Source organism: Eubacterium sp. An11 (genome assembly GCF_002161065.1).
Lineage (GTDB): Bacteria > Bacillota > Clostridia > Lachnospirales > Lachnospiraceae > Anaerobutyricum > Anaerobutyricum faecale.
This window is the reverse complement of sequence record NZ_NFLV01000007.1, coordinates 14,244-26,957: the sequence shown is the minus strand read 5'-3', so window position 1 is coordinate 26,957 and position 12,714 is coordinate 14,244. Positions and strand designations below refer to the sequence as shown.

The window sequence follows — 12,714 nt, the reverse complement described above, 5'->3', positions numbered from 1 at the left end:
CGTACAGGACACACCGGAATAAAATGGATGAGGAGGTAATCTTTGTGGAAAAGGCGATAAATGTTGCCCGGTATATTTATACGGAATATAAAAAGCTGTCGGGGAAGAATCTTGATGAGATGAAACTGCATAAATTGCTCTATTTTACTCAGAGGGAATCTCTGGCCATTACGGGAGAGCCGATGTTTCCGGAAGAGTTTGAGGGATGGAAATACGGCCCGGTATGCCTGGAAGTGAGAAAGAGATTTGCCAGGGAGGCGGGAATTCCCGGCGGTGTGGGAAACTTTGATATGGACACCATGGCGATTTCACTGGCCAGCGCATATATTGCCAAAAATATTATTCTGCAGTATGGTTCCTGTGAGGCGGGAAAGCTGAATGAATTGTCGCTGGGAGAAATGTCATGGAAAAATGCACGGAAAGGTCTGGGACCGGAGGAAGAAGGAAATACCAAGATGCGTCTGGAGGATATCAAAAAAGACGCGGAGAAGGTCAGACCATATGATTCTGTGTGGGATATGTATTACGATGAGTTTGAGGATGCGGAGGATATTCAATGATAGGAAAGGCGTACGTTTCCACCTTTAAATATTATAATAACCGGACGCATCGTCTCGATTTTAAGAACAGGCCGGTACTGATCATCGGTCAGGCGGACAGCACGGATTATGTGATTTTGCCTGTATCCAGGGTGACGAATCAGAATAATCTGGATCATCATTACGATGTGGTTCTGGAACCGGAGCAGGTTCCTCTGCTGCATTTGAAAGAGCGTTCCTTTGTCAGAACTCATAAGCAGTCCATTGTGAATGCAGGGGAACTGACCAGGGAGATTGTTGATTTCAGAAAGGAATATCCGGATATTTACCGGACGATCATTGCCAGAATGGAGGAGTTTCAGAAGAATCTGGTTGTCAATGCGTTACATAAATAGAAAGAACAGCGTTCCTTTAAGATTATCTGAGGGACGCTGTTTTTATTGACTTTGCAGGAATATATTACTATAATATCAATATGGATATTTGTAGTTATTTCGGTTTTATACGACAGCATGTCTGAGAGTGGACCGGAGAGTGTCAGACAGAAGAAACGGGGGACATTATGGAAAAAATATCTTTACAGGGAGTGAAGAATGCCCGGGACCTGGGAGGTATCCGTACAGCGGACGGAAAGGTTATCCGGAAGAAACACCTGATAAAAAGCGGCCAGCTGTTCGGAGCTACGCCGCAGGATATGCAGACGTTGAGAGATGAGTATCAGGTGAAGCTGATCGTGGATCTGCGGACCCAGACAGAGCGGACCAGGTATCCGGACCCGGAGATCAGAGGTATCTCGAATATATGGAATCCTATTTTTAAAGAGGATATCCAGGGAGCCAGTGTATTTACTCCAGGGGAGAAAGAGATTCTTGAGAAGCATCTGAAGGCATTGTTTATTTTGAATCATTGTTCGGATAAGATGGAAGATGCCGCTGTGGAAGCGGTGCGGGAGATGGTTCAGAAAGAACAGTTTGATCCGGAAGCGTATATGGCACGGATCTATCATAAGTTTGTGAATAATCAGGTGATCCAGAAGCAGATCAAGCAGTTTTTCTCTTTGTTGGTGAATCGCAGGGGAGGCGCTGTGCTGTGGCACTGCGGAGCCGGCAAGGACAGAAGCGGTATCTGCTGTGCATTGCTTTTATATGCGCTGGGTGTGCCGAAGGCAGATATCATCGAGTATTATGCTGCGACAGAAGAGTCTTCAGAGGATGCGGTGGAGTACATTTTAGAGAAGTTATTCCCTGCTTCAGTTCCGGGGAACGACCGGTATCAGGAGATCGCCCGGAAGATTTTTGGGAAGAAGACCTGTTACATAGAAGCATTTTTCAATGCCATTGAGAAGGATTATATCAGCGTGGATAACTATCTGCAGAAGGCTGTGGAGCTGCATGTGGACAACATTGTTAGATTGAAGACATTATATCTGAAACCATAAAGTACGAACAGAGAAAAGCCAGGATGCCGAAGCGGTGGTGTGTCCATGGCTTTTCTTTGTCTTCAGAGAGTGTTACATGGAACAGGGGGTGGAGAAATGAGATACGAGATTGGTCAGGTGTTAAAGAAAGACCAGGTTATGAAACTGGTTTTTGGTAAATGTTCTGTGCCGAAGCAGATACTGGGCAGACATCTGGTGGCCGGCGGACAGGTAATCGCGGCCTGTCATCCCAATGCGGTCCGCATGAGGCTTCTTGCGGAAGACGGAAGTGTTTATGAGATGGATATGGTGGAGAGACAGCCGGTTTTCGCCTTATTTTTACCACACAGAGAAAGATTTGCTTATCAGCTGGAAATGTATTTGCGCAGCGGGGAGAAGATCGTTCATTATGATCCGTACAGTTTTCCGTGTCAGATTACGGAAGAGGAGGAGAGAGAGTTCCTCCGCGGCAGATGGCGGAATGCATATCATAAAATGGGATGCCATCCCATGGAGATCGACGGCGTGAGAGGAATGTACTTTGCGGTGTGGGCGCCGCATGTGCAGTGTGTCAGCCTGGTGGGGGATTTTAATCACTGGGATGGACGGCTGTGTCCGATGAACCGCATGGCCCACTGTGATATTTATGAGATATTTCTTCCGGGAGTGGAGGAAGGGACAGGGTATCAGTATGAGGTAAAGACCACAGAGGGGAAAATATGGCGTGTGGCAGATCCTTATGGCGTTGCCAGAGAGTTCGGGAAAATATCTAAAATGTTGAATGTGAAGAGCTTTCCATGGGAAGACAGCGACTGGATGGAAAAACGGCGCCGAGCAGATCAGAGGAACACACCGATGGTTATTTACAATATTTTAAACCGGGAGCCGGAGGAGATTGAGGCTGTTCCGGTGGATGTGTTTACCCATGTTCTCATCAGCAAAAAAGGCGGCAGGGATATTCTGGGGTACAGAGTATATTCCGATGGCGGTGATTTTTTTGTACCCCCGGCCGGCGGAGAGGACCCGGATGATTTCCGGAGAATGGTGCAGAATGCCCATCGGAAAGGCATCGGGGTGCTGCTGGAAGTTTCTCTAGAGTCCATTTCATGTGAAAAACCAGAGGTGACAGATTTTCTGTTATCCAATCTGTTGTTCTGGATGACAGAATACCATATTGATGGGTTTGTATTTGGGGAACAGGCGGGAGACAGCCGGTCCTGGGATGACAGATTCAATAATATCGAAGTGAAAGATGAGGCAAAAGAAACGAAGGTTTCTCTGGATACGGAGAGCCGGAGAGCGATGCTTCGCCAGGCCATGGGCATGATCCGTGAGGAAGCGCCGGGAGTCATTATCATTTCCGATGAGCAAAACCTCATAAGACCGGACGGGGCCGTGTCGGACATGGAAGATAAGTTATTTGATTTTTCCTGGAATTTTAATATAAAATGGAGTCTGGATGAATATCTGTCCTGTGATTCTGCCGGCCGGAGGAGGGATCATTTCAAATTAACACTTCCTCTTCAGAAATCCGGGCTGGGACGTTCTCTTCTTTTGTTGGATTATAAAAATATGAACAACCTGTACCAAACTTCGATTGACAAGTCGGAGGAGGTTTATTATGATATGTTATCAGAGGCAAAATTGTCTTATGCGTTTCTGACAGGCATACCGGGAAAGAAGATTCTTTCCGATGATGTCAGAGATGACAAAATCAAAAACTATCTGCACAGACTGCTCAGGATGTATCGTACATACCCGTCCCTGTACGAAGGCGGGGAGGGCGAACAGGTTTTTGAATGGGTCAATGGAATGGATGCGGTTTCTTCCGTCATCAGTTTTATCAGGAAGTCTTCAGCCAGTGAGGAACATTTCCTGTTTATCTGTAATTTTAATACAGAAGCATTGATCTCCTACCGGGTCGGCGTTCCGGCGTTCGGCAGATACCGGCTGCTCATGAGCAGCGATGCGGCAGAGTTTGGAGGAAAAGGACGTTTTGTGAATCAGCATCCGGCTGTCATCCGGCAGCCGTGTGATTTCAGGCCATATTCCATGACGGTTTCCCTTCCGCCGGAATCCGCATTGATTTTTGGCTTTGGTCCTGCATTTCACAGTATTTAGCAGAGACAAAAAGGAAAGGTGTGAGAGACGATGAAAGATGATTGTTTATTTTGTAAAATAGCCAGAGGAAAAATTCCGTCAGCGACGGTTTACGAGGACAGCCATTTCCGTGTGATTCTCGATGTGAATCCGGCGACGAAGGGACACTGTCTGATCATTCCAAAGGAACATTTTGATAATATTTATGACCTGGATGCAGAAACAGCGGGCAAGCTGTTTTCACTGGCAACCTGCATCGCCCGTGCCATGAGAGATGCACTGGGATGTGAGGGCCTGAATCTTGTTCAGAATAACGGGGAGATTGCAGGACAGACGGTATTCCATTTCCATCTGCATCTGATGCCGCGTTATAAGGATGATGATGTACAGCTGGCATGGACGCCGCATGAGTCCGAGGAAGCACAGCTGGAAGAAATCCGTGCAGCCATCAGAAAGGCTATATAAATATAGAGAATATCTGCAGCCGCTGTCCCGGCAGGCGGAATTGGAGCGGCGCAGACCCGGAATGCCGGGGAATATGCATTAAGATAAGGAAAGAAAGGAAAAGAGCATGGGAAAGATTGATTTTAAACCGGGAAATATGTTGTATCCGCTTCCGGCGGTTCTGGTAACAGTGAGGGACGCCGAGGGCAGAGATAATGTGCTTACCATTGCCTGGGTGGGCACGGTATGCACGAATCCGCCCATGCTCTATATTTCTGTCCGCCCGGAGAGGTACTCGTACCGAGCGCTGAAAGAAACCGGCGAATTCGCGGTGAATCTGACCACGGCCTCCATGGCGAGAGCGGTGGATTACTGTGGTGTCCGTTCAGGAAAAGATGTGGACAAGTTTCAGGAGACCGGTCTTGTCCGGGGGGAAGCGGCCAAGATCAATGTTCCGGTCATAGAGGACAGCCCGGTGAACATAGAATGCAGAGTCAGAGATGTTCTTGAGCTGGGCTCTCATCATATGTTTCTTGCCGATGTGGTTCATGTGACGGTGGATGACCGCTACATGGATGAGAAAGGAACTTTTCATCTGGAGAAGTCCAATCCGCTTGTGTATTCCCACGGGATTTATTGTGATATTGGCAATTTTATCGGAACATTTGGCTATTCTGTCAGAAAGAGAAAAAAGAAAAAAAGATAAATGTATTGTTTTTACAAAATCTAAATTATGAATTTACAAAAGGAAACATTCTTGATATAATGAATTATTGATTGTATCTGTATTCATACAGTGTATTCATACAGAGGAAGAAGATGAAGTTCCGCTTTATCTTTTTGGAAAGAAATCAGAGGATATGACCACGGTCTCAGAGGCCGTATGATGAGTTTTGGATTGATAGATTGACTGCATAGTTTGGGCAGATTGTCATATCCGGGGAGAGAAAGATACGCCGGCCCGGCCAGCAGAGATTGAGTGAAACAGATAATTAGTTTTGGTTTGATATAGATATAGAGGTGCGAGAATGGAACAATATATTATTAAGGGTGGTACTCCGTTAGTTGGTGAAGTGGTAATCGGAGGTGCCAAGAACGCAGCACTGGGAATTTTGGCGGCAGCCATCATGACAGACGGGCAGTGTCTCATCGACAATATGCCGAATGTCAGAGATACGAATGTTTTGCTCCAGGCTATGGAGCAGATCGGGGCCACAGTGGTCCGCAAGGGAGATAATGAAGTTTTAATCAGCGGAAAATATATCGATTCCAGCGGAGATCTGCTGGTAGATAATGAATATATAAGAAAGATTCGGGCGTCCTATTATCTGATTGGTGCTCTTTTGGGCAAATATAAAAAGGCAAAGGTTGTCCTTCCGGGCGGATGTGAGATCGGAAGCAGACCAATCGACCAGCATATCAAGGGATTCCGTGCGCTGGGCGCCGAAGTGAAGATTGAGCATGGAATCATCATCGTTGACGCAGAGGAGCTGCGGGGCAGCCACATTTATCTGGATGTGGTATCTGTCGGTGCGACCATCAACATCATGATGGCGGCATCGCTGGCCCATGGCAACACCATTATTGAGAACGCGGCCAAGGAGCCGCATATCGTGGATGTTGCCAATTTCTTAAACAGCATGGGCGCCAGCATTAAGGGTGCAGGAACGGATGTGATTCGAATCAAGGGCGTGGAGAAGTTTCATGATACCGAGTATTCCATCATTCCGGATCAGATTGAAGCGGGAACCTTTATGATGGCCGCAGCGGCCACCAGAGGAGATGTTCTGATCAAGAATGTCATTCCGAAACATCTGGAAGCCATATCCGCCAAGCTCAGCGAGATTGGCGCAGAGGTTGAGGAATCTGACGACGCGGTGCGCGTCGTGGCAACCCGCCGGCTGAAGCACACCCAGATTAAGACTCTGCCATATCCGGGATTTCCTACGGATATGCAGCCGCAGATTGCAGTAACCCTGGGATTGTCCAAGGGAACCAGCATTATTACGGAGAGTATTTTTGAGAACCGGTTCCGCTATGTGGAGGAGATGCGCCGTATGGGTGCCAACATAAAGGTGGTCGACGGTAATACGGCGATTATTTCCGGTGTGGAGAAATACACGGGAGCGACCGTGGAGACGCCGGATCTTCGTGCAGGAGCGGCCCTCGTGATTGCCGGACTGGCAGCAGAGGGATATACAACGGTGACGCAGATTGGCTATATTCAGAGAGGTTACGAACGTTTTGATGAGAAGTTGCGTGCTCTCGGCGGTCTCATTGAAAAAGTGGATTCCGAGAAGGACGCCAACAAGTTTATTTTTAAGACCGGAACGGTCAGCTAAGGAGTGAAAGAAAATGGAGAGAGTGTTGTTTACTTCTGAATCCGTAACAGAAGGACATCCGGATAAGATGTGCGACCAGGTTTCAGATGCTATTTTAGATGCATTGATGGAAAAAGACCCGATGAGCCGTGTGGCTTGCGAGACAGCAATGACCACAGGTCTGGTTCTGGTCATGGGAGAGGTTACCACCAATGCTTACGTGGATATTCAGAAGATTGTCCGCGATACAGTCAAAGAGATTGGATATACCAGAGGCAAATATGGTTTTGACGCTGAGACCTGCGGTGTCATCGTTGCTCTGGATGAACAGTCTCCTGATATTGCCATGGGCGTTGATAAGGCTCTGGAGGCAAAGGAGAATAAAATGTCCGATGAAGAGCTGGAAGCCATCGGTGCCGGCGACCAGGGTATGATGTTTGGTTTTGCTACCAACGAGACAGATGAATATATGCCTTACCCGATCGCTCTTGCTCATAAGCTGGCAAGACAGCTTACCAAGGTGAGAAAAGACGGCACACTGCCGTATCTTCGTCCGGACGGCAAGACACAGGTAACTGTTGAATATGATGAGAATGGAAAACCGGCCCGTCTGGATGCAGTGGTTCTTTCCACACAGCATGATCCGGATGTGACACAGGAACAGATCCATGAAGATATCAAGAAGTATGTTTTCGACGCCATCCTTCCTCAGGATATGGTGGATGAGGACACCAAGTATTACATCAATCCGACCGGACGTTTCGTGATCGGCGGACCGCACGGTGACAGCGGACTGACCGGACGTAAGATCATCGTAGATACCTACGGTGGATATGCCCGTCACGGCGGCGGAGCATTTTCCGGAAAAGACTGTACAAAGGTAGACCGCTCTGCAGCTTACGCAGCAAGATACGTTGCAAAGAATATCGTGGCAGCCGGCCTGGCAGATAAATGTGAGATCCAGTTATCTTACGCTATCGGTGTGGCACAGCCGACTTCCATCATGGTAGATACTTTCGGAACCGGTAAGTTATCAGAGGACAAGCTGGTGGATATCATCCGCGAGCATTTTGACCTCCGTCCGGCAGGCATCATTAAAATGCTTGATCTGAGACGTCCGATTTATAAGCAGACAGCTGCTTACGGACATTTCGGACGTAATGATCTGGATCTTCCATGGGAGAAACTGGACAAGGTGGATATGCTGAAAGCATATCTGGCGTAAGGCAAAGCAGGATTCTTTCTTGATCCGCTTATGATAATTTGAATAATGAAAACAGACTTCCTGCTGTTGGAGAGCGATTTCCGCGGCAGGAAGTACTTTTTTGTTTACAGAAATTTGGCATTACATAACAGGAGTTAAAAAATGGGAAAATACAAATTGGCTGCTTTCGATATGGACGGAACTCTTCTGAATTCCGGAAAACAGATATCAGATACCACAAAAGAAATGATCCGCCGGGCGGCGAAGGAGGGAAAAATTATCGCGCTCTCCACCGGAAGAGGACTGGCGGAGCTTTACGAATATCTGGATCAGGTCCCGGAAGTGCGGTATCTGGACTGTACCAGCGGTGCCATGGTATATGACTGCCATGAGAAGAAAGTCATTGCCCGCCGGGCTATTGCAGTTCCGCATATGAAAAAAATTCTGGAAATCGCCCGTCAGAAGGATGTGATGATTCATTTTCTCTCCACCCGCTCCATCGTGCAGAAAAGCAAGCTGGAGGAGATGGAAGACTACTACATGGGAGTCTATAAGCCGATGTTTGAGACGGTGGCCGACCAGTGTGAGGATATTTATCAGTTTTATATGGATCATCCGGTACCCATGGAAAAATGTAATATTTATCATCACACAACGGAGGAGCGGGCGATCACGGAAGAGAGAATCAAAGCGGCAGATCTTCCGGTGGTCATGGTTCACTCGGAAGTGACTTCTCTCGAGATCACGGCGGAGGGAGTCAACAAAGGGGCCGGGCTGCTGGCGCTGTGCCGTCATCTGAATATTTCCCCGGAGGAGACTATCGCTGTGGGGGATGCGGATAACGACAGGGAAGTGCTGCAGGCGGCCGGCCTGGCAGTGGCTATGGGAAACGCGTCAGAGCATATCAGAGCGATGGCCGATGTGGTGGTGGCAGACTGCGATCATGACGGATGTGCGGAAGTCATCGAAAAATATCTGTTGTAAAATTTCAATAAATTCCCCTCTTTTTCCTTTACGAAACGCTCCGGGAATGGTATAATGCCCGCAGAGCTGGCATTATACCTGCGCATAATGCGATTTCTGCGGGACCGCAGAAAGTCGCTGCGCATCCGCCGGAGGCAGCATGACCGCATGGCGGTCATGGTATAGTTGTAACGGCAGCTTTATGGATGGTATTCGGAAGAAACCATACCGCGTGCAGCACAGATAAATATTGAGCTTATATCCATGGGAATGAGACTCGGAGCGTCACTTTGCGAAAGTAAGGTGATAAGATGCATACAGGAATTATAGGCGCAGGGAAGGTTGGATGTTCCCTGGCCAAATATTTTATGTTACATGGCCTGAGTTTATCAGGCTTTTTTGATGCCGATAAAAAGGCAGCTGAGACAGCGGCGGACTTTGCCGGGACAGATTTTGAAGAGAAACTTGAAGATTTGGTCAGGAAAAGCGACGCTCTGTTTTTAACAGTTCCGGATGGACTGATTACCACTGTGTGGAATCAGATCAGGGAACTTCCCATTGAAGGTAAATATATTTGTCATTGCAGCGGTGCTCTGTCTGCAGAGGATGCCTTTCCCGGCATAGCGGACAGAGGAGCCTTCGGATATTCTATCCATCCGCTCTTTGCGGTCAGTGACCGGTTCCATTCATACAAAGAGCTTTCAGACGCATATTTCACAATTGAAGGAGACAAACGACATCTGGAAGATGTGAAAGAGTTCTTCCAGTCTTTCGGCAATCCGGTACGTCTCATCCGGGCAGCGGATAAGGTCAAATATCATTGCGCGGCATCCATCTGCAGCAATCAGGTGATTGCTCTCATAAAAGAGAGCCTTGATCTGATGGGGGACTGTGGTTTTGATGAGGAAAGCGCGTTGGCGGCCCTTCGGCCTCTGATCGCCGGAAACGTCAATAAGGTTCTTGCGGACGGCTGTGTTTCCAGTCTCACCGGGCCGGTGGAACGGGGAGATGTGCAGACTGTGAGGAAGCATCTGAATTGTCTTGAGGAGAAGGACAGGAAGCTGTATGCGCTGCTGTCAGAAAAACTGCTTTCTGTGGCAGGACAAAAGAATCCGGACAGGGATTACAGTGCCCTTGAGGCGCTCCTGCAGGAGGTCTGACAATGTCAGAGCAAATGTACCGGATACGAAAAAGCATCCGGAAAAAGGAAAAGAATTCGGGAGGTATTGAATTATGAAGAACACAGTGACGACATTTCAGCAGATGAAAGAAAAAGGAGAAAAGATTTCTATGTTGACGGCCTACGATTATTCCACGGCGAAGCTGGTGGATGAGGCCGGAGTGAATTCTATCCTGGTGGGGGATTCTCTGGGAAATGTCATGCTTGGCTATGAGGACACCATCGCCGTGACGGTGGAAGATATGATTCATCACGGCAAGGCAGTGGCAAAAGGAGCAAAAAATGCGCTGGTTGTCGTAGACATGCCGTTTCTGTCCTATCAGACATCGGTCTATGACGCGGTGGTCAACGCAGGGCGCATCATGAAAGAGACCCACTGCGGAGCTGTCAAGCTGGAAGGAGGAGCAGTGGTCTGTCCGCAGATTAAAGCCATCGTTGATGCCTCTATCCCGGTGTGCGCCCATCTGGGACTGACTCCACAGTCCATCAATGCTTTCGGCGGATTTAAAGTTCAGGGAAAAACAGTGGAAGCTGCGCAGAAGCTCATTGACGACGCCAAGGCAGTGGAAGAGGCAGGAGCCTTTGCGGTGGTTCTGGAGTGCGTTCCGGCGAAGCTGGCAAAACTGGTTTCTGAATCTGTTTCTATTCCAACTATCGGAATCGGGGCAGGAAACGGCTGTGACGGACAGGTGCTCGTCTATGCCGATATGCTTGCTATGTTCTCTGATTTCTGTCCGAAGTTTGTGCGCAAATTTGCCAACGTGGGAGAGATCATGAGCCAGGCATTTAAAGATTACGATGCCGCTGTAAAAGACGGCTCTTTCCCGTCAGAAGAACATACCTACAAGATTGACGAGGAAGTAATTGAGAAACTGTATTGATGTGCTGCGCCGGGACTGTGGGCGCGGAAACAGTGAAAAAGAGTCAGTAAAACAAAGCAGGAGGAAGTTATGCAAATCGCTTATACCATAAAAGAAGTAAGAGAACAGGTGAAAGCCTGGAAAAAAGAGGGGCTCACTGTCGGTCTGGTGCCGACTATGGGCTATCTTCATGAAGGACATGCCAGCCTCATCAAAAAGGCGGTGGAAGACAATGACCGGGTGGTTACCAGCATCTTTGTGAATCCCACCCAGTTCGCACCGACAGAGGATCTGGAGTCTTATCCCAGAGATCTGGAAAAGGACAGCAGACTCTGCGAGTCCCTGGGAGTGAATCTGATTTTCCATCCGGAACCGGAAGAAATGTATGCGCCGGATTTCTGTACCTGGGTGGATATGGATGTGCTGTCCAAGACTCTCTGCGGTAAGAGCCGCCCGATCCATTTCCGCGGCGTCTGCACGGTGGTGAGCAAACTTTTTAACATCGTCACACCGGACAGAGCCTACTTTGGACAAAAGGATGCCCAGCAGCTGGCCATCATCCGTCGTATGGTCCGTGACCTTAACATGGATATCGAAATCATCGGATGCCCGATTGTCCGGGAGGAAGACGGGCTGGCTAAAAGCTCCAGAAATACATACCTGAACGAAGAAGAGAGAAAGGCGGCCCTGGTGCTCAGCCAGTCCATCTTCCTCGGACAGAAAATGGTGCGGGAAGGAGAGACAGATGCAGCCAAAATCAAGGCGGCCATGACAGAAAAAATACAATCCGAGCCGTTGGCCCGCATCGATTATGTAGAAATCGTGGACGGACTCTCCATGCAGCCGGTGGACACCGTTAAGTCTCCAACCCTGGCCGCCATCGCCGTCTACATCGGAAAAACTAGACTGATTGATAACTTTATTGTATAATGAGCCATGCAGCTACGGGCATATGGCTAGCCCTCGTGCTTGCACGAAAGGGCGAGACATATGTCTGGAGCTATAGGGCGAATGCCCTAACCGAGATGAGCAAAGCGAATCGAGGTGCATGGCGGGAGCCGATGCGCCAGGGAAGAGAAGGCGAATGCCCTAACCGAGATGAGCAAAGCGAATCGAGGTGCATGGCGGGAGCCGATGCGCCAGGGAAGAGAAGGCGAATGCCCTGACCGAGATGAGCAAAGCGAATCGAGGTGCATGGCGGGAGCCGATGCGCCAGGGAAGAGAAGGCGAATGCCCTGACCGAGATGAGCAAAGCGAATCGAGGTGCATGGCGGAAAGGAATATTCATGCAGATCAATATGTTAAAAGCAAAGATCCACCGCGCCACCGTAACTCAGGCGGAGCTTGATTACGTGGGCAGCATTACAGTGGATGAGGATTTACTGGACGCCGCCGGAATTTTAGAATATGAAAAGGTCCAGATTGTAGATATCAATAATGGAAATCGTTTTGAAACATATACCATCGCCGGAGAACGGGGAAGCGGCGTTATGTGCTTAAACGGCGCTGCGGCAAGATGCGTCAGCGTCCATGATAAGATTATCATCATGGCCTATGCAGATCTGACGCCGGAGGAAGCGAGAGAACATAAGCCGACGGTTGTTTTTGTGGATGACAAAAATGCCGTTCACCGCATTACCAGCTACGAAAAGCATGGCCGTCTGTGCGATATGGAATGATTTGAAG

Annotated in this window: 13 protein-coding genes; all 13 read left to right on the top strand. The window is 48.6% G+C overall.

Features of this window, described 5'->3' with window-relative positions; translation table 11 throughout:
- Positions 1–44: 44 nt before the first annotated feature.
- The 13 genes from B5E53_RS07480 (at position 45) to panD (ending at position 12,707) form a co-directional block, all read left to right on the top strand.
- Entirely contained in the window at positions 45–560 is a 516-nt protein-coding gene (locus B5E53_RS07480; RefSeq protein ID WP_087313702.1) for a type II toxin-antitoxin system antitoxin SocA domain-containing protein, read from the top strand.
- Positions 557–934, top strand: a complete 378-nt coding sequence (locus tag B5E53_RS07475; RefSeq protein ID WP_087313700.1) for a hypothetical protein — start codon at positions 557–559, stop codon at positions 932–934. Before B5E53_RS07480 ends, B5E53_RS07475 begins: the two co-directional genes overlap by 4 nt.
- 167 nt (positions 935–1,101) lie before the next feature.
- Positions 1,102–1,977 carry a tyrosine-protein phosphatase gene (locus B5E53_RS07470; RefSeq protein ID WP_087313698.1) on the top strand — a complete coding sequence of 292 codons (876 nt, stop codon included), beginning with the start codon at positions 1,102–1,104 and terminating at the stop codon, positions 1,975–1,977.
- Positions 1,978–2,073: 96 nt separating this feature from the next.
- Positions 2,074–4,077, top strand: coding sequence for an alpha amylase C-terminal domain-containing protein (locus B5E53_RS07465; protein ID WP_162611837.1), 2,004 nt, complete (start codon positions 2,074–2,076; stop codon positions 4,075–4,077).
- 30 nt (positions 4,078–4,107) lie between these two features.
- The gene (locus B5E53_RS07460) at positions 4,108–4,521 is read left to right on the top strand and encodes an HIT family protein (RefSeq protein ID WP_087313694.1); all 414 of its coding nucleotides are present in this window, start codon (positions 4,108–4,110) and stop codon (positions 4,519–4,521) included.
- Between the two features lie 106 nt (positions 4,522–4,627).
- Positions 4,628–5,206, top strand: a complete 579-nt coding sequence (locus B5E53_RS07455; RefSeq protein WP_087313692.1) for a flavin reductase family protein — start codon at positions 4,628–4,630, stop codon at positions 5,204–5,206.
- Between the two features lie 322 nt (positions 5,207–5,528).
- The gene (locus tag B5E53_RS07450; protein WP_087313690.1) at positions 5,529–6,842 is read left to right on the top strand and encodes a UDP-N-acetylglucosamine 1-carboxyvinyltransferase; all 1,314 of its coding nucleotides are present in this window, start codon (positions 5,529–5,531) and stop codon (positions 6,840–6,842) included.
- Between the two features lie 13 nt (positions 6,843–6,855).
- A complete protein-coding gene (gene metK / locus B5E53_RS07445; protein WP_087313688.1) occupies positions 6,856–8,046 on the top strand; it encodes a methionine adenosyltransferase in 1,191 nt (396 codons plus the stop codon).
- A gap of 141 nt (positions 8,047–8,187) precedes the next feature.
- Entirely contained in the window at positions 8,188–9,009 is an 822-nt protein-coding gene (locus B5E53_RS07440; protein ID WP_087313686.1) for a Cof-type HAD-IIB family hydrolase, read from the top strand.
- Positions 9,010–9,299: 290 nt separating this feature from the next.
- Positions 9,300–10,148: a Rossmann-like and DUF2520 domain-containing protein gene (locus tag B5E53_RS07435; RefSeq protein WP_087313684.1), complete on the top strand. Its 849-nt coding sequence runs from the start codon at positions 9,300–9,302 to the stop codon at positions 10,146–10,148.
- Between the two features lie 73 nt (positions 10,149–10,221).
- A complete protein-coding gene (panB, locus tag B5E53_RS07430; protein ID WP_087313682.1) occupies positions 10,222–11,049 on the top strand; it encodes a 3-methyl-2-oxobutanoate hydroxymethyltransferase in 828 nt (275 codons plus the stop codon).
- 69 nt (positions 11,050–11,118) lie between these two features.
- On the top strand, positions 11,119–11,958 hold the full coding sequence (gene panC / locus B5E53_RS07425) for a pantoate--beta-alanine ligase (protein ID WP_087313680.1): 840 nt from the start codon (positions 11,119–11,121) through the stop codon (positions 11,956–11,958).
- A 356-nt stretch (positions 11,959–12,314) separates the two neighbouring features.
- Positions 12,315–12,707 (top strand): aspartate 1-decarboxylase, encoded by a 393-nt coding sequence (gene panD / locus B5E53_RS07415; protein WP_087313676.1) that lies wholly within the window; start codon positions 12,315–12,317, stop codon positions 12,705–12,707.
- The last annotated feature ends 7 nt before the right edge of the window (positions 12,708–12,714 follow it).

Excerpts from the sequence above, each read along its gene's own strand:
- B5E53_RS07440 (WP_087313686.1), top strand. The coding sequence starts at position 8,188 with ATGGGAAAATACAAATTGGCTGCTTTCGATATGGACGGAACTCTTCTG.
- B5E53_RS07475 (WP_087313700.1), top strand. The coding sequence starts at position 557 with ATGATAGGAAAGGCGTACGTTTCCACCTTTAAATATTATAATAACCGG.
- B5E53_RS07455 (WP_087313692.1), top strand. The coding sequence starts at position 4,628 with ATGGGAAAGATTGATTTTAAACCGGGAAATATGTTGTATCCGCTTCCG.
- panB (WP_087313682.1), top strand. The coding sequence starts at position 10,222 with ATGAAGAACACAGTGACGACATTTCAGCAGATGAAAGAAAAAGGAGAA.
- panC (WP_087313680.1), top strand. The coding sequence starts at position 11,119 with ATGCAAATCGCTTATACCATAAAAGAAGTAAGAGAACAGGTGAAAGCC.
- metK (WP_087313688.1), top strand. The coding sequence starts at position 6,856 with ATGGAGAGAGTGTTGTTTACTTCTGAATCCGTAACAGAAGGACATCCG.
- B5E53_RS07460 (WP_087313694.1), top strand. The coding sequence starts at position 4,108 with ATGAAAGATGATTGTTTATTTTGTAAAATAGCCAGAGGAAAAATTCCG.
- B5E53_RS07450 (WP_087313690.1), top strand. The coding sequence starts at position 5,529 with ATGGAACAATATATTATTAAGGGTGGTACTCCGTTAGTTGGTGAAGTG.
- B5E53_RS07470 (WP_087313698.1), top strand. The coding sequence starts at position 1,102 with ATGGAAAAAATATCTTTACAGGGAGTGAAGAATGCCCGGGACCTGGGA.
- B5E53_RS07435 (WP_087313684.1), top strand. The coding sequence starts at position 9,300 with ATGCATACAGGAATTATAGGCGCAGGGAAGGTTGGATGTTCCCTGGCC.
- B5E53_RS07465 (WP_162611837.1), top strand. The coding sequence starts at position 2,074 with ATGAGATACGAGATTGGTCAGGTGTTAAAGAAAGACCAGGTTATGAAA.
- panD (WP_087313676.1), top strand. The coding sequence starts at position 12,315 with ATGCAGATCAATATGTTAAAAGCAAAGATCCACCGCGCCACCGTAACT.